This is a genomic window from Thermogutta sp. (genome assembly GCF_039793925.1).
Lineage (GTDB): Bacteria > Planctomycetota > Planctomycetia > Pirellulales > Thermoguttaceae > Thermogutta.
In genome coordinates, this window is the sequence record NZ_JBAMME010000281.1 from 9,234 (window position 1) to 27,391 (window position 18,158).

Below are 18,158 nucleotides of genomic sequence, written 5' to 3' on the forward strand. Positions count from 1 at the left end.
CCGGAATTTCGGAATCCCTCGGGACGTTGGGTGTCATTTCCAAAAGGGCAAGCGCTAGTCCGGCCACCATCGGCCAGCTCAGGTAGCGGTAGGCGACTCCTGTCATACCTAAAACGGCAATTGTGAGCAGAAGGGCACGACGATCGAAAGCGAGTTCTCCGCGGTCCAGCGCTGCGGCCTGGCTCCACACGGCGAGTGCCAGCACAATGCCCGGCAAAATTCCTATGAGACCATAACTGAGTGCCCATTCGATGAATATGTTGTGACAGCTTCTCCTGATCGTCCCATACTCATCGAATTTGGCGCCCGGGTCAAATTTCCCCAATGCGACGTCGGCGCCGCCGGTTCCCGCTCCCACAAGAAAGCGGACGGGATCGGCCAGCCAGGCGCGGAACGCGTTCTCCCAAATTTGCAGGCGACTTCCCGCGGTGACTACAGTGGCGCCTTCCTGCCCAAATACCCGATTGGATAACGGCTCCAATGGATTCACACGGAGAGTAGCTGCGGTAAGACTACCCACAAGGAGAGCGAGTGCGGCAAAGACCACAAAGTCCCGCACACGACGGACAGGCTGGAGACCCAAGCTCCCGAAAACTGCGGCACTCGTTCCGAAAATCAGCCCCAACGTGGCCCCACGAGAGGCTGTTAGAAAACAACCAAGGGTGCAGATCATGGCGGCTGCTAGAACGCCCCAGTCGGCCCGGCCGAATTCAAAGCGGCGGTTGGAATTGAAAGTTTCCGCAGTGTCCTGGAGTGGCAGTTCAACGCGCCAGCGGTGCCGCGAGGGAGTCCAGGATCGACTGGGTGAAATACCTCCTGCAAGAGAAGACGGTTGAGGAGAGGATATCGGCTGGACGGGAAGAATCAGCCTGCCTGATCGTAAAAAGACTACGAATCCCACAACACTGGCAAAGGCAAACTGGGCACCCACCTGATTGGGATTAGCGGAGTTTGTCATGTCGCTGAGAAGGACATAGCCGAATTTGACCAGCGTCAGCCGAAGGGATCCATTGCTCGCGTGATAGTTCATCCAAAAGATGAAAAACACCAGAAACGCGTTTGCCAGGACGAAGATGCGGGCTGCCCATCTCCAACGGTCGCGGTCGGCAATCAGGGTCGCTAGGGCCACGCCGGAAACGAGATAGAACGCTACAACTGCATTTGTCCCGAGAGTGGGCGATTCACCATAACAGAGTCCCACGACCGGCACGGCCGCAGCGAACAAAAAGGGCCAGCTTCGCAGAAATCGGGGACGGGTCAGCCACGCCAGACTGGCCAGGAGGAATGTCGGGACGTACACGTAAAAATGGATTAATTCGGGAATTTCAAGGTGCAGATGATCCCCGACGGCTTTTAATGTCACCGCGAAGGCCGCCATCAGTGCTGTCAGAAAGAGCGCAAGATCTCCGAGGCTCATGCGGCCCTCCGTTGTTCCGTCGGCAACTGGCCCCGGTAGGTCGCTTCGCCCCAAGAAAGCTGTTTATCGGTGCTGGCTGAATACCAGACGTTCAAAAACTGATCTGCCGCCCGTTGCAGCGAAAAAGGCCCGGCAAGAAACGCGGATCGGGCAGCCAGCCGACTCCCAGGAGTAGGAAGCGACGTGTGGATGATCTTTTCGGCCCAGGTTTTGTCAGGCTCCTCGAGCGGCACCAGCGAAATACAACCTGGGAGTTGTTCGGCGATCTCCCGATGGGGCGGGATATCGGAAGCAACCACCGGCGTGCCGGCAGCAAGGGATTCCAGTATAACTCCCGGCATTCCCTCCCACAGAGATGGAAATACCATCAAATCGGCGGCAGCCAAAATGGCAGGCACATCGTCGCGACGTCCCAGAAGTCGAACCGAACTTTCCAAGCCGGGTTCTCGGACTTCTCCGAGAAGTGACGTGTTCTGTGCCAGATCGCCCACCAACAAGAGAACCGCTTGCGGCACTGATTTTTTCAATTCGGAAAAAATAGCCAGAAGTCGCCTGTGGTTTTTCGCGGGAGTCTCGCGGCCGACATGAACGAGAACTCTCGTGTCAGGGGACAATTGCAACTGCTCGAAGAGCCTTTCCTGCGGAGAATGATCTGCGGGGTCGGGAAATCGTGCGAGGTCGATCCCGTTGTAAATAACGCGACACCGTACGTCCGTTCGCCAGTCAGGACGCCAACATGCCGCTAACGCGCTGCTGCTTACCCCGAGAATGTGGGTGGCTGAGCGGTCGATGAGATGCTTCCACAATCGAATCGTCATCCGCCTGGCGAACGTAGGTGGACGTCCGTCATTAATGCTCCGAAAGTGTACAACGCGGCAGGGAATGCCTGCCATTTTTGCCAAGAGGGTGATGAGTCCCGAAGGATAGTGAATATGGGAATGGACGACATCGTATCGGCCATTCCGGAGAAGTTTCAGAAACCGGGCAACAAAACTCGGACGATACAGCGGTAGAAGATGCACCTGACAGCCCAAGCTGCGGGCCACCTCGTCCAGCGTTCCAGGCAATCCCGACAGGCAGCAAAAGTGGGTTTCTATGGGAAGCTCTGGGTGATGTGCGCGGAGATACCGTATAAGCTCAAGCGTACGGATTTCCGCCCCGCCATGGTTCAGCCGCGCAAAAACATGCAAGATCCGCAAAGGCGTCGCGAGTCTAAAAGGTAAACCTTCCGCGGTCATTTCTCAGTCCCTGAATGGGCCGCGTTTGTGCGGGTCTCGCCTCGATGCTACCCTTCCGATGTGGGGGCCGACAGATTCCAGGGAACTTAGCCAAAAAGATGCGGCAGCGTCAACCGAGAAAATCGCGTGGCGTCACCTGGCCATGATTGAAGTATTCACCGGGCGCAGCAGAATTCTGTAGCCCCGCCCAGCTCGCGTGAATTCGCCACTCCAAAGTTAGAGATTTCTAGAAAAGGAGCATCAAGTACTCAGTGGGGTGATTCGGCATTAACCTCCACTGGAGGAAAATCTTCACCCGCCCCCTGCGTCATGCGCTGCGCTCGGGCCTTGAGAGCTGCCTCGATAAAGGCCCGGAATAGTGGATGCGCTCGCGTGGGCTGGGACTTGAACTCGGGGTGGAATTGCACAGCCACAAACCACGGGTGCCCGACTAGTTCCACAATCTCCGCCAGTTTACCATCGGGGCTTGTGCCCGAAACCTGGAGTCCCAGCTCTGCGAGGCGATGCCGGTATGCGTTGTTGAATTCGTATCGATGCCGATGGCGTTCGCTGATTTCCAGAGTACCGTACGCCTGGGCGGCCTTGCTCCCGGGAGTGAGCACCGCGGGGTACGCTCCCAAACGCATGGTGCCGCCTTTGTCGGTAACATGCCGCTGTTCGTCCAGCAGGCAAATCACAGGATGTGGGGTGTCCTTGTGAAATTCGGTGGAATGGGCGCCTTCCAGCCCAGCTACATGTCGGGCAAATTCAATGACCGCGCATTGCATGCCCAAGCAGATGCCAAAAAAGGGAATCCTTTTTTCACGAGCATAGCGGATGGCTTCTACCTTTCCTTCGATGCCCCGCTCGCCGAACCCGCCGGGTACGAGAATGCCATCCACCCCCGCCAGCAGTCGTTCTGGTCCTTCCTGTTCGATCTTCTCGCTGTGCACCCGTTCCACACGAACAAGAGCCTGATGGGCGATACCCGCATGATCGAGGGCCTCGTAGATGGATTTGTACGCGTCGCGATGTTCCACGTATTTACCCACCACCGCGATGGAAACCTCGCTCTTGGGGTTTCGGATGCGATGGAGCAGCTCGTACCAGCTATCTAAATTGAGCGGACCGGCTTTCAGACCGAGCTTGCGCACAATTAGCTCATCTAAACCGTGTTCCACCAGACTGATGGGCACCTCGTAGATGGAAAAGTCCTTGTCCCGCTCTTCGATGACACAGTCCACGGGAACGTTGCAGAACAGAGCGACCTTAGCGCGTGCATCCCGCGTCAGGGGTTTTTCCGTGCGGCAGATGAGAATATCGGGCTGGATACCGATTTGACGGAGTTGCCCCACAGAGTGCTGGGTGGGCTTGGTCTTGATTTCGCCGGCGGCGCGAAGGTAGGGGACCAGTGTGAGATGAATATACAGGCAGTTTTCTCGCCCGATGTCCAGCGAGAGCTGACGAATGGCTTCCAAAAAAGGCAAACTTTCGATGTCACCCACAGTACCCCCGATTTCCGTGATAACCACGTCCACCCCGGGTGCTGCCAGCTTGGTGATGGCCCGCTTGATCTCGTTGGTAATGTGGGGGATGACCTGGACAGTTTGGCCGAGATACTCCCCTCGCCGTTCCTTGGTGATGACGGAAAGATAAATCTTGCCCGTCGTGTAATTGCTATCACGTGTCAAGGGGCTGTTGGTGAACCGTTCGTAGTGACCGAGGTCCAGATCGGTTTCGCTGCCGTCATCCAGAACATAGACCTCCCCGTGTTGATAGGGGCTCATGGTACCAGGATCCACGTTGATGTAGGGATCCATTTTCTGCATTCGTACGGAGAGGCCACGGCGTTCCAAGAGCATGCCGATGGAGGCACTCGTCAACCCTTTTCCAAGGGAACTTACAACCCCACCCGTCACAAAAATATGCTTGGCCATATTGCAACCACACCTGAGTTAAGCAAAGAAATACCCCGAGAAACAGGGATAGTCGGTTTGCGGATTTTTCGAATGGCACCCGAAAGCCGAGAGAGCAGCGCCACCGCTGGGGTGCGAGCAGAAACTCTCGCTGCAGGACAACGTACGAGCCGGCCGTGGCCCACCGCAACGCCTTTATGGCCGATTGTACCGCGCCCTGTAGTTTGCTACAAACCGGCGGTAATCCTCGGGGGTGTCAATCCCACAGGTGGGTGAAGGAATCAGGCCCACAGCGATCCGCGCCCCGTGGTACAGGAAACGCAACTGTTCCAACTTCTCGACCCGCTCCAAGGTGGGTGACGGAAGGTGAGGGATTTGCAAAAGATATTCCCGACGATAGGCATACAGCCCGATATGTTGCAGAAAGATCGGCGGATCGGCCTGAAGGAAAGAGTCGTCCCACTCGCGGGGATGCGGGATGACACTCCGGCTGAAATAGAGGGCAAAACCTCGCCCGTCGCAGACAACTTTGACGCAGGCCGGATCCGCCAGCCGCTCGCGTTCTCGTATCGGAGCAGCCAGTGTCGCCACTTCTGCCTCGGCGGTGCGTTCCAGAAGATCGATCACCTGGTCGATCGCTTCCGGGGGAATTTCCGGCTCGTCCCCCTGCACGTTGACGAAGATATCCACCTCCCGCATTGACCGGGCGACCTCGGCCACGCGATCCGTACCACTTTGGGCCTTGGGGCTGGTCAGAATGGCCCTCCCCCCGAACCGTTCCACGGCCAGCAGGATCTCTTCGTGGTCACACGCCACACACACACCCGCCGGTTTGGTTGCCTGGGCTGCCGCCTCGTAAGTGTGCTGGATGAGCGGCTTGCCAGTTTCGTCCAGAAGCATCTTCCGTGGAAGCCGTGTGGAAGCCAATCGCGCGGGAATAACGACGAAGCTGGTCATACGATGCAGTGATTACCTCATGTGGTGCGGCGATCCCAGATCCACGTCGGACGGTCGAACTGTCCGCTTCTACCGCAGGAAGCCGATGAAGAAATTGAACACCCGATTGTCGTCGCCGGGTTCTTCGACTACAGGGAAGCCGAAGTCGAAGGCCATCGGGGCAGGTCCCATCATGGGGATCACGACCCGCAACCCAAAACCCACCGCCACACGGTAGCGATCGGTCCAGTTGTCGATGCTTGGCTCCACGGTCCCGGTGTCGCAGAAGATGACGCCCCGTACCATATCATCGGCTGTGATAGGGAACATGTATTCTGCGGAAGCCAGCATGAGAAAGTGTCCTCCCACCGCCACGCCGAATTCCCGTGGCGAGGCCCCACGATAGTCAAATCCCCGCAAGCTCGACGTTCCTCCGGCGAAATAGTGGTCGTAGACCGGAGTATCACTTCCAGTGATCCCAATACGTCCCGCCAGTCCCAGAACGTGACGGCCTGAGCCGTCCGGGCGCTGCCACAGCGCGAAATAGCGCCGATAGTCAAGCTCGACGCGCGGATAATCGTGGGTTCCCACCACCTGCTCAAACGAGACCTGGAAGAAATGGCCCTCAGTCGGCAGAAACGCGTTATCCCGAGTGTCATGCGTGAGCGCCACCTCAAATCCGTGGAGGATGTTTGTTCCCATCGCGTCCGCAATGGTGGGCGGGATGCCAAAAGGTGTCACGAGCGGATCGAAAATCTTAATGTCGGCGCCGCGATAGGCGAAGGTTCCCGACAGATCATGCGTAAACTGATAACCGAAGGCCACACGACCTCCCAAGCGCTCTTCTGTGTATTCCCGATAATTGCGGCGATAGTAGAAGCCACTGAGGCCGAAGGTCACGTTGCGATCCATAAAATAGGGATCGGAAAAGCTGACCATGTAGCGATGGACCTGAGTGCCGGGAACAGCTTCCAGGCGAAAGCGCTGACCGGCCCCCCGCCAGGCGCGGCCTTCAATGATGTCCCGCCAGCTCCGGGGCCAGCGGGTCCAATCAAAATTCTGCTCTTCGATGATGGCACTTCCCATGACACCGGCGTCCGAGTTCACGCCCACACTGAACATGATGCGCCCGGTTCGGGCTTCTTCCACCATCGGTTGCAACGGCAATTCGAGGGGTTCTTCATCCGGAGGACGGTCGGAAAACACCGACATATCCCCGGGCAGGGGCCGATCGGGAAATACGACGCGGGTAGCCGGGGCGGGCACCTGATCGGCAGGAGCGACATAAACCGGAGGACTGGTCGCCGTGGATGTCGCTGTTGGGAGATCCGGTTGCGTGGCACTCGGCAACGGTTGGGGCGGTAGATCTTGTGGCGTTTGCCCACTTGGGCTGGGGGCCGTACCGCTGGTGGGAACGACGCCTGATGACGTTTGGGGAGACTCCTCATACGTCGCCGGGATTACCTGCGACGGTTCCGAGGTCAGCCGCGTTTCGACAGCCGGCACGACTCCTCCTCCGGACGCAGGTCGAGAGCGCCCGGTGGGTGAAGGCCACAGCCACCGCGGAGGTGCTGGTAGGCTCAACGCGCTTTCCGATTGACCGCGAATAACGCTGGGCGATGGGGGCTGGCCATTGTCTGTGGGACCTTTCCCCGATTCTCCGCTCGGCGGTACCGGCCGCTGGGGCCTTTCAGCAATTTGGGGCCCTTCACCTTTTTCCGGCACTGAAGGCAGCTCCGGCGGCGTGAATACAATCTTGGGCTGAACGCCCCGCGATGGATCGACTTCGAATATCTGGGATGCCCTCAGTCGGCGTTCGCTGGCTCGAATCTCACGAATATCCGCAATATCACCAGGCGCCAGGGACATCCGATTGAGAACCGTCGTTACCCGTGTATGGGGTTCCTCCCCTGTGATTTGAACGTTGATCATTCCGACTTTATAGGGGCGCCCTTCGTCAATCTTGTAGACGAGGTCGAGCTGTCCCGGTTCTTCCAGGAAACGCGGATCCGCCTGGACGTCCGCAAACACATAACCGACTGCACCATATTTATCACGCAGCCGGTTGACATCCATTTGGAGTTTACTTTGATCGAAGTAATCGCCAGGTTTTAATTCCAGGTTTTTCGATAGTTCTTCGGTGGAGAATTTTTCATTTCCGAAAAAAGAAATATTGCGAATACGGTAACGAGGACCTTCGTCGATGACGTAGGTCACATACACCCATTCGCGGGAATCGCTGACAGGATCGGGATAGACCTCAATATCGCGCCCCACACGGGCTTGGAAAAATCCCAGACTGCGGTAGTACGCTGTAATCCGCTCGACGTCTTCGTCGAGTTGTTTGCGATCAAAGAGTCCTCCCAGGAACCAAAACCAGCCGGGTTTGGTCTGCACCTGCGTTCTCAATCGCGCGTCCGACGCAATCGTGTTGCCGACGAATTGCGTCCAGGCCACACGCTGGCGACGACCTTCATTGATGAGGAAAATCGCTCCCCGATCGGTCGTCTTGTTGCCTTCAATCACCGTGACCCTGGCATGGGGGAATCCCTTCTCGTGATAGAATTGTTCCAATCGGCGTTGGGCCTCGTCCACCTGCCAGGTATCCAGGGGATCACCCGCCTTAAGACCGGTTTCTTTGGCGAGGCGTTTTTCGCTGAACGCCCGATTTCCAACGTATTTCACGTAATGGAGGAGTGGTCGCTCGAGCACTTCAAAGATGACCAGGCGGCCCCCCTGCACCTGGGGTGTGTACGTCTTGACGTCAACAAACAGGCCCGTCCGATAAAGCCGTCTTACATCCTCTTCGAGGGTTTGCACATCGAAGGCCCGCCCGGCCCTCGTTTTGATAGCAGGCAAATATTTCTCGCGAGGCACGTGCTTGGCGCCCACCACACGGACTTCGACAACCTGTTCTTGCTCATCGGGCTGATCGCCAATCGCACGGTTGTCCGGCTTCGCCAAATCTCCGTTGACGGCTTCGACACCGGGGGGATGAAATTCCGGAATGGCGGCGGATGTTTGGCAGAAAACCTTCGCGGGAGTCCAGATTAACAGGAGTCCCGCTACAGTCCCACACGCCGCGGTGCTAATGAGTCCCAGTTTGCTGCGCATCAACAGAGAATCGCAGGTTTTCGAAAAACGTCGAAGTGTTGCCGGGGGCTATCCCCTCTGGCACTGCGGCAAACAAATACAGAATTTGCCAGGCTGGGGCAAGTGCGATTCGCGATACGGGAGGCAAGGCACGCAAGAAGCGGGGCAGAAAGGGAGGCCGCGCAAAACACGCTTTCCCGCGGTTGTTCCGAGGCCAGTTTCAGAATCGCCATTTCGAGGGCAGAACTGCCCGTATGCGATCAAGAAGTGACGCAGATCGGTCAGGCGTCTTGACGGAGTTCTGAGCCGACCCGGTTTCCGCCGGCTGAGTGGCCTGCTTTTCCCGACTGATTTGCGGGGAGAGATCAGCGCGGGGGACAAACGCCATAAGGTACTGCGGCCAGTAGCTATCCAGCATGCGGAGACAATCTGCTATTTCCCCATTTTCCAGCTTGGCCTGGGCAGGAGCGATGAGCTTGAACAACTCCACCCGTTCTGCCTTGCTGAAGGCCAGCGAGCACAACTGGATGTCGTCGATCCAGACCTCGCCTGGCCCGGCCAGGTCGATTCTCAGGTACAGGGGGCCTTTTCTGCCAAGCGGCAAATCGGCTACCTGAACTAGGACTGGCGCCCATTCTGCACCCACAGCAGGCACCGGCTGACCCATCGCAGAAACACCGATTTCTGCATACCGGGCAAACGGTAACTGGGAGGGATCACCGAATAGGAACACGCGGAGAGGTGGTTGGGGATTTCCCGGCCGCGTTTTCAGCCAGAGGCCTACCGTGAGACGTCCCGTCACTGGCGCTTCGAATGGGTCGCTGATCATCGTGACAGATCCCCCACGGCTCGCGACATAGAGAGAATAGTTCCCCTGTTTTTTCTCCTGGCCGTCCAGACGCACCGTGGCATCGGAACCTGCCTGTATCCTCCAGTGGGGAATTTCTCCCGTGTTTGCCAGTGGTTGTTCAAAGTCCGCATTTGCCAGACCTTCGTAGAGCGGGGGCGTACTCAAAGTGGCCGCCCGCTCGCTCAGCTCCGTGATTTGGTCTTTGAGTCGCTGGATGACCTCAGGGTTGTAATGAATTGCGGCCTGTGTGAAAGAGACTTGGGGAGATGTGAACTTGACCGCTAGCAAATCGTAGGGCCCCAGGTCAGCATCCCAACGCCACGAGTCGTCGGTATCCTTTTTGATCGCCGGAAGAGGGCGCAGACCGCTGAGTTCCATCACCCGCGTATTTGCGGGGGCCCGAAATTGCAACGTGGCCCTGACCGAAAAACCCGCTTGATTGACGATGTAGAGATAGGTTTCCTGTCCGCGAACAGCGGAGCGAATGACAAGCGGCTGCATGGACTTGCTGTTTCCGGGAAAAGAGACATCGTGAAAAGCGGTAGCGGGAAGCCTTCGATAGGTAGCCCGCCAGACCCGGAGAGCCTCTTCGTCCCCCATCGAAACGCGCCAGCCCCCGTCTGCAATGAGACTGGGATCGCCCTCGGCCAGGGCCTGCGCGTAGCGCCGCAGACTTTCATATCCCCAGGGAATGGGTTGATGAATAATGGCTGTGAAAGCAGGCGAAAAAGGGGCCGCTGCATCGAAGCTAGGAATGCGAAGCTCGCGCGGAGCGTGGTAGAAAAGCACGCCGCCGGTGGCCAGCGAACTTGTTCCCTGCCACGCGCGAAAGAGTTGATCGACCTCGTACTCGGTCGCCCGCATCCCCAACGGCGCGTGTTCCACCACTCGAAAGACGCGGAGAAAAGTGATGCTGGGGTCGCTGGCCAGGGCCACTGGATCGAGGCCCACTTCCTGAAAAACGGCCAGTGGGTCCTGGCGCTGTATGAGCGTCGGCCGGAGACGGTTCTCCCACCGTTCACCCACGAAAAGTGTGGGAGCCAGCAAATAGAGGCGGGCATCCGGACGGACCGCCGTCAATTCCTGATTGACCCTTGTATAAAAGCTTTGTAGCCGCTGGGCCCGCCAGCGAACCCAGTGCCGAAGATACTGCCCCAGAAGAAGTTCTGCCCGCTTCTGGTAGCGATCGTCGCCGGTTGCTTCGATCGTGATGCCGGTCTCTTCGCAGAATCGAGCCACGGTTTCATCATCCATTCCCCATTGTGGGCCAGGAAGTTGCATATATCCGTAGGCCGAAACCTGAAGTCCCAGCCCCGCCAATGACGGATGCTGGCCGTACCGATCGGCAAATTCATGAATCAAATTTAAGATGCTTTCCTGCACTTCTCGGTGAAGGATGTTGTAGTAGGGAAGCATTCCCCGGTAAGGTTGTGTTGTTTCGTCGAGCGTTCGGCCGTCGGGCCCCACCCAGCGAAGATTTCGGCCCTGGTTGCCACGTCGGTGAATCATGGCCTCCAGATCCGGCAGGGGAGTCGAAAAGTCCATGGCCGGGATTACCATGAATCCATCGCGGTCTGCAACGCGTAACACCAGCTCAACAACGTCCTTTCGGACCGGGTCCGCACCGTCGGGATGAAAACAACCGTTGTCGTATCGGGGCGTAGGTTGCCATCGTGGGCTAGGAAACAGCGTGGATCCATCGGCCGCTACAGTGAGCACAACCGCGCTATAGCCGGCAAACCGGAGATACTCGGACAGCCGCGTGATGGCATCGTAAAACGTCACCCAGTCTTCCACACCCCGCTCTCGAAATGGCCCGAGCGCGTCACTCGCCTGGAACGTTGCCGCCAAGAACGGCCGATGGAAGTACGCCGCTAAAACTCTTTCGGTGGGAAAAGCTGCTGGTGGGAAATACTCCGGCAGGTGTCGCCATCCACCATACACGCGGATCCGGCCGTAGATGGCTGGCTCGCTTCCCGGATTGGCGACCATCAGGAATGGTTGCCGAGTTTTCGGCCAGAACACCGCCCGGTAAACCTGCCAGCCGACCTTCTCACCCCAGCGGCTCAATTCACCCGAGCTTGTTACCCCTATGTCCAATAGTGGCGGAGAGATCGCACCCATGGCATTAGGTTCCACAAGCGAGACAAGAAGCGTCTGCTTGCGATCGGCAGGCCATTCAATCTCCAGCACATGGGGTGTGCCGGGTTCCATAATGGGCAGCGAATAGATTGCCCAACTTGGTTCTTCTCCCGGCTTGCTGGGCTGAAGTTCTGTGTAGGGCTCTAGCTGGCCTTCTCTCAGGCGGCGCCAGCCTCGGCCCAGCAATCCATCACGAGGGAGAAGGTGCAGGGGCGGCAGAGCCGGTGTGATGCGACTCAGGCGTTCCCAAAAGGTGGGATTTCCCGCGTCCACGGCCTCCCCCAGAAGCCGCAATTCGGGACGTGCTTCGGTCAGACTGGGGGAGTTTTCCTTCGCCAGAACAACCACCTGGACACGCCGTTGCACCGTGGGACTGCCCCATCCCAGGGGACGCACGACCGGTTCACCCAAACGCAGGCCTGTGCTGGCGGCGGCCGTCAATACCACGTCATAGACCCCTTCCCTCTCCGGGAGTCGGACCTCCACCGGCACGGCCGTGTTGGGATTGGCTGTAGTTTCGTACCGGGCGGATGGGAGACCTGGCCCGTTGCTGCGCCCCAGATTGAAAGGATCGAGAAGATTCCAGCGGGCTTGCTGCTCTTGCCGGGCATTCTGAACCCGAATCATCAGAGTGACTTGTTCGCCGGAATTGAAAGGGCTTCCGCGAAATCGTACCCGGAACGACCATGTTTCCCCCGGTTCGAAGATGAGATGCGGGCGGTCCGTTTCGATAGCCAGGCTGTCGCCGGGAGACCGCTCCACGAATAGCCGGTTTCCCTGGTCGTCCACCGGTGCCTCGTAGGGGTCCCGCAGGATATTCTTCAGAGGGATTGTCCAGCGTTGCGGCGCCTGCTCGGGAATCGCCAGCTCGATCTGAAGGTTGGCCTGGATCGGAGAATCGACGAGCAGATCGACTCCCTGGTAAATTCGCGGACGGCTCGGGGCTATGACTAGGGTGTTTTCTTCTCGAAAGAGAGCGCCCGGCTCATCGACTTCGGTGCCCAGCAAGGTCCAGGAGACGATTTGTCCCTCGGAAACCGTGATTGTGCCGCTCCAGCGGCGCGGTGTTCCGCCGCCCCAGGAAATTCGCAGGCCCAGTGTTTCACCATGCGCCGAGGAAAACGAACACACGAGGACCGCCAGCCCCAAAGAAACCGTGTGAAGCAAGATAGATGCAAGCGCGGCTCGACGTCGCGCCAGCGGTGGGAACAAGACCGGTAGTCTCGGACCTCCCTGTCCGAACATGACCTCCTCACGAAACCTCCGATGATTGGCGGGGTTCCCCGTTGCGTTTTGCGGCGGGTCAATTATAACACTCCTCGGGACGGCGACCTAGAGCTTTTTCCGCACCCGGTAGCGGCATGAAAAAGACCTCCCTTGGCCGCTTTGGCGATTAAATACGTCGTTTTAATGTAAAAAGCTGCGAAAAAACTCGGCGGATGGGCATGGCGGCTGGAAGGGTTGCCAGGGGCCGTTTGTCAGGAGTGGCATGCTTTAACCAGGGAATTCGAACATGCGAACCCTCTTCGTACTGGCTTTCCGCTGCGTTCTCGTGGCTTTTTTGCTCCTCCCACTTGCGGTGCGGACAGCGACCGCCAACCAATTGACCGCAGAGGAGGAAAAAGTCATCGCCGAGCAGATACTCCAGGATGAAGAGGCCACGCAGGTTTACGCGGGAGTTCGTTATATCTGGCTCGGACGTTATCAGATCGAGGTGACGCTCAACGCTTCCGCAGAGTTGCCGCAAAACCTTTTCATTCGGCTTAAAGCCGGAGCAAAAAATGATCGGCGAACGTTCCTTGCTCGGTGGCAGGATAAACAAGGCACGGTCAAAGAGCAGCTGGTGGAGTACGGTGGTTACGATGGATTCCGTTTCCTGGATCTTCCCGTACCGAACGAATTGAGCGCTCCGGTGACGCTGCGACTATTGGGAAAAGGTTCCCGACAAGGCTTTTTCTCGAAAGTTGCGGTTGTTGCGCATGATGCAGCAGAGACGGCCAACAGCAGTTCCGTGGAAATGAAAGTCTCGCTGCTTCTCGCCACGCCTCAGGGTCCCGTCGATGGGAGGTTCGCAGAGGCGTACCCGGAAATTGCCCGATTATGGCAGGAATCCGCGGATACAGAAGAAAATGTGACGGCGGACGGCCCGGAACAGGCCTTTCGTTTGGCGGCCCGCCACGGTCGGCAGGCTCACGAAATGTTCTTCCGGTGCCGAAAGTACATGGAAGGCTGGCTGGCCCAGGCTGACCCGAAAACGGGGTTGATTCCGCGCAATCTCACCGCCTCCCGGGATATTTGGAATCCCGAAGACGCAGCCGCGGACAATTATCCGTTTCTCGTCTTGACGGCATTTGTCACGGATAGACCCCTATTCGAAGGCCGGATGCTGGAAATGCTGCGAACAGAGACCCGTTTGACCAGTCGCCTGAGTGCCCTTCCCGATGCCTGGTCTTTCTCAAAGCAGGATTTTGTGCGATCGGAGCCCAGTTTGGCGGCCCTGATCTTCGGTGGGTCGGAATACGTAAAGGATGGCTTACTCCCCCTCACAGAGTATTTGGGGCCTTCTCCCTGGCTCGAGAGGTTGATGGCTATTGAAAACGCCATTTGGGAGCATGCACCGATATCCACGCCGTTCGGGCCAATTCCATCTGACAATGTGGAGGTGAACGGAGAGCAGTTACAGGTCCTTTCCCGCATTTACTGGCTCACGGGAGAGAAAAAGTACTTAGAATGGGCCGAACGATTAGGGGACTACTACTTGCTCGGGTCTCATCATCCCACGCGAGATTTCCCCGATTTGCGACTTCGCGATCATGGTTGCGAGATCGTTTCCGGTTTGTGCGAGCTCTACGTGGCCGTCAGTTTTGCCCACGCGGAAAAGGCAGATGCCTATCGGGCTGCGATCCATGAGATGTGCGACCGGATTCTTGAAGTGGGGTGTGACGCCCGGGGTATGATGTATAACGTCATCCATCCCCAGCTCGGGACGCACGATCCTGGGATTTGTGACACCTGGGGCTACAACTACAACGGGATTTACAGCGTCTATCTCATCGACAGAACTTCTCGATATCGGGAGGCCGTCCGCCGTGTTTTGAGTCACCTGCGAGACGATGTCGGCGATTATCATTGGGGTTCTGCCGACGAATATGCAGACTCGCTGGAGGGTGCCATCAATCTTTATAATCGAGAACCCATTCCATCAGCAGCGGAATGGATTGATCGAAAGATTCGCGACATGTGGAAGCCTCAGCGACCCGACGGAATTATCGAAGGGTGGCATGGCGATGGCAATGTGGCGAGAACCGCCCTCATGTATGCCTTCTGGAAAACCCAGGGCCTGCGGGTGGAGCCTTGGCGGGAAGACATTCGGCTGGGGGCTATTTTTCAGAAGGGACAGCTCTATGTCAATCTGACGGTCGACCGGCCGTGGACAGGACGTCTTCTTTTCGATCGGCCCCGACACAAACATTTCTTCCATTTGCCCCTTGACTACCCGCGGATCAACCAATTTCCTGAGTGGTTTACTGTAGATGAGAATGAATCGTTAATGGTGGAAAATGTAAACCACGGGGAGCGCCACGAGGTGGCAGCCCAAAAGGCATGGTCCGGTTTGGAGCTTCACCTGCCTGACCCGGGTGAGTACCGGTGGATTGTGACCAAACACAGGCGTTGATGCGATTGTTTCGAGGATTCACACCATTGCCTCGACAGCAGCGAAGGTCACGGGTTTGAGCTTCCGTTACCACCTGGGCGCAAAGAAACGGAGGCCCAATATGGCCTCCGAATCAAAGTCCCCTCGAACCGCATGACTGCCCACCGTTTTTGCCGCGGTGCGAGCGAGGAATTGTAAATCGCCCGCTATTTCCGACTGGCTTCAAGTTCTCCCGGTGAAACAGACTCCGGTGTTTGTTGATGGCTATTCATGACGATTCGGTTGGCCTCGGCCACCACCTGGAGCGCTGCTTGAAGTTCTGCCGGTGAGAAGTAGGGACGCCGCATTCCGATGGCCGTGCGAATTTCCATCCGCGCAAGTTCTTCAAAGCTCTTCCCGTTTTGGAAATGCCAGGCTGCGATTTGTGCCACGCGTTGGGTGATTTTTCCTTCCGCCAGCATTTTCAGGACCACGTTCACCTCGGGCGTCTTGGCATAGGAGTCGATCGGCTTGAGCTCGTAAGGGATGCGGGGGTTGGGGTCGGGTTTGCCGTGGTCCAGACAAACGATGGGAGCCTTCACCTGCACAACCTTCTCGGGAGGGACGCTCAAAAAGCCCCCACCGAAGCCCCCATAACCGCCGCCGTAGCCGCCGATTCCACCTCCGTAACCCCCACCGAAGCCCTGGGCGCCTCCCCCATAACCGCCGCCGTAGCCCCCGTAACCACCGCGGCCGCCCCGACCACCGTACTCACCTCCGCCCAGCCCGCCAGCGAATTGAGGGAGAACGGGCACACCGGCGAAGGTTTCAGGCATGCGGATGCTGAGTGGTTTGTCGCTTTTATTACGTATCACGATATTGCATTCGGTGGAATCCTTGGCGATGACTTTCACCTCCACCAGCTTTTGTTCCATGGCGGCAAACAGATCCACCGCCGGGGGGGTAGCCTTCTCTTGGTTGGACGTAGCTTTTTCCGCTGCGACGGGGTCAGCCCCGAGAAGCCAGGTGGCAGACCAGCCCAGCAAAAAAGCCCCTACAAGCGCCGCATAACGCCAGAACCGAGTCATGACGAACCTCCTCGCAAACGCCGCAATGGGCGGACACCTCAGCCGATTCTCTTTCTCCAGCCTAATCCAAATTCACAGAAAAGCAACTATAAACCGTTAGCGGACGCCTCAGCCCTATGTGTTTTGAGGTCGAGAAGCTCTTGATAAGTTCCCCGCTGCAAAAATTTTATCCTTATTTTAGACGCTGTTAAGTGTGTACCCCCTCGATGTGGTCATTTGTGCCTAGCAATGCGGGTTGTATATTGGACAGCAAATGCATGGCCGGCCGACAAAAACCCGCCTTCTGGTTGCCTATTTGTTATGCACATCCCATATGCTATTGTTGACAAGAGACTCGCCCCTCCGTTAGACTCTTTGTTTTTACATCCGCGCGAGCTGAGGCGCGAGATACTCTGAGGCCGATCGGGAGGAGGCTATTTTTCCCATTTTGCTGGCTTTTGCCCAAATTGGATTGCCTCCGGCGCCGGCGGCTTCCGCCGAAGGGGAAGCAGCCGGGGTGAAAATCGGGCCAGAAAACAGACGGCGGCGAGCAGAACCAGGGGGTGCTGTGCATACGTATCCAAAAATCAATTAACGCCTTGCGTGTGATCTAACCGGCCTCACAGAAGATTGCGTCTCGAGCATGTATCCGGCAGTTGTTGGGTGGGTATTCCAAGACTGTAGTTAGCGCAACATTTGAACTGCACTCAGGTTAAGAGCAGTTTAATTGAATTATTCTGTCTTCGTGTGTTGTTTCGGGATGGGTTAACGGTAACGGAGTCCTTCACGCAGGTTTAGTCAATTGATGTGTGGGAACTGGTTTTGAGGAAGCAGAGAGGTCCAAACATGGAAACACGCATGAGGAGATCGCTTTTGTCAACGGCAAAAGGCCTGGCAAAAGCTGTGGGATTCCTGGGACTGGCCTTTGTGGCTACGCCCGCTTGGGCGGAAGAGGCCGCCTCCGCCTCGGCTGGTGCGTCGATCGGTGCTCAAATTGGGGTTTTCATTTTCTGGCTCATCGGCCTGGCGGGCGCCATCTGCGGCCTGTATTTCGCATGGCGCTTCTTCCATGAAATGCTCAACTCGGAAAAGGGAAATGAGCGGATGGAAGAGATCGCCAGCTATGTGCGGGAGGGCGCCAACGCCTATCTCAAGCAGCAGTACACTGTTGTGGCCGGATTCTTCGTGGTCATTGTGATCCTGCTGGCAATCGCCGCGTTCGGCCTCCATGCCCAAAGCCGCTGGGTACCGTTCGCGTTTCTCACCGGCGGTTTCTTCTCCGGCCTGGCGGGTTGGTTGGGAATGAAGACGGCCACGCTGGCCAGCAGCCGAACCGCGCAGGGCTGTCGCAAATCACTGAACGACGGTTTGCGGGTGGCATTCCGAAGCGGTGCTGTGATGGGACTCACGGTGGTCGGTCTGGGGCTACTCGATATCTGCCTCTGGTTCGCGATCCTCTACTGGGTCATCGGAATCCTCGGCTATCACATGACCCTTGAACAGATCACCGTCACCATGCTGTGCTTCGGTATGGGGGCCAGCAGCCAGGCACTGTTTGCCCGTGTCGGTGGTGGTATCTTCACCAAGGCAGCCGACGTGGGTGCCGACCTCGTTGGTAAGGTGGAAAAAGGCATCCCTGAAGACGACCCGCGTAACCCCGCCGTGATTGCCGACAACGTGGGTGACAACGTGGGCGACGTGGCCGGCATGGGTGCCGACCTGTACGAATCCTACTGCGGTTCGATTCTGGCGACGGCCGCCCTCGGTGTGGCCGCCTTTGCTACGGGCGAATTGCTGCCACAACGGATTCTGGAACAGGTCCAAAAAGGTGCTTTGGCGTTGGAGACGGCCAAGCTCAATTATCAGCTCGCAGCACTGTTTCTGCC

General features: G+C 57.5%; 9 protein-coding genes. 2 read left to right on the top strand and 7 right to left on the bottom strand.

From position 1 onward, the window contains the following. From ABJK56_RS14220 to ABJK56_RS14245, 6 genes are all read right to left on the bottom strand, one after another. A partial coding sequence (locus ABJK56_RS14220; RefSeq protein WP_347245326.1) for an O-antigen ligase family protein occupies positions 1-1,417 on the bottom strand: 1,417 nt, incomplete at its 3' end. Continuing rightward, positions 1,414-2,655: a glycosyltransferase gene (locus tag ABJK56_RS14225; RefSeq protein ID WP_347245327.1), complete on the bottom strand. Its 1,242-nt coding sequence runs from the start codon at positions 2,653-2,655 to the stop codon at positions 1,414-1,416. The genes ABJK56_RS14220 and ABJK56_RS14225, both read right to left, overlap by 4 nt. 248 nt (positions 2,656-2,903) lie before the next feature. Then, positions 2,904-4,571 (bottom strand): CTP synthase, encoded by a 1,668-nt coding sequence (locus ABJK56_RS14230; protein WP_347245328.1) that lies wholly within the window; start codon positions 4,569-4,571, stop codon positions 2,904-2,906. A 174-nt stretch (positions 4,572-4,745) separates the two neighbouring features. Further along, positions 4,746-5,507 carry a 3-deoxy-manno-octulosonate cytidylyltransferase gene (gene kdsB / locus ABJK56_RS14235; protein ID WP_347245329.1) on the bottom strand — a complete coding sequence of 254 codons (762 nt, stop codon included), beginning with the start codon at positions 5,505-5,507 and terminating at the stop codon, positions 4,746-4,748. A 69-nt stretch (positions 5,508-5,576) separates the two neighbouring features. Then, the gene (locus ABJK56_RS14240) at positions 5,577-8,600 is read right to left on the bottom strand and encodes a POTRA domain-containing protein (protein WP_347245330.1); all 3,024 of its coding nucleotides are present in this window, start codon (positions 8,598-8,600) and stop codon (positions 5,577-5,579) included. Between the two features lie 199 nt (positions 8,601-8,799). Further along, a complete protein-coding gene (locus ABJK56_RS14245; RefSeq protein WP_347245331.1) occupies positions 8,800-12,816 on the bottom strand; it encodes a family 10 glycosylhydrolase in 4,017 nt (1,338 codons plus the stop codon). A 268-nt stretch (positions 12,817-13,084) separates the two neighbouring features. Between ABJK56_RS14245 and ABJK56_RS14250 the strand changes: the two genes are divergently transcribed. Further along, on the top strand, positions 13,085-15,247 hold the full coding sequence (locus ABJK56_RS14250) for a hypothetical protein (RefSeq protein WP_347245332.1): 2,163 nt from the start codon (positions 13,085-13,087) through the stop codon (positions 15,245-15,247). A 185-nt stretch (positions 15,248-15,432) separates the two neighbouring features. On the opposite strand, the gene ABJK56_RS14255 is transcribed toward ABJK56_RS14250, so the two are convergent. After that, the gene (locus ABJK56_RS14255) at positions 15,433-16,293 is read right to left on the bottom strand and encodes a hypothetical protein (RefSeq protein ID WP_347245333.1); all 861 of its coding nucleotides are present in this window, start codon (positions 16,291-16,293) and stop codon (positions 15,433-15,435) included. Positions 16,294-17,145: 852 nt separating this feature from the next. Here ABJK56_RS14255 and ABJK56_RS14260 point away from each other — a divergent pair. Then, on the top strand, positions 17,146-18,158 hold a 1,013-nt coding region (locus tag ABJK56_RS14260; RefSeq protein ID WP_347245334.1), incomplete at its 3' end, for a sodium/proton-translocating pyrophosphatase.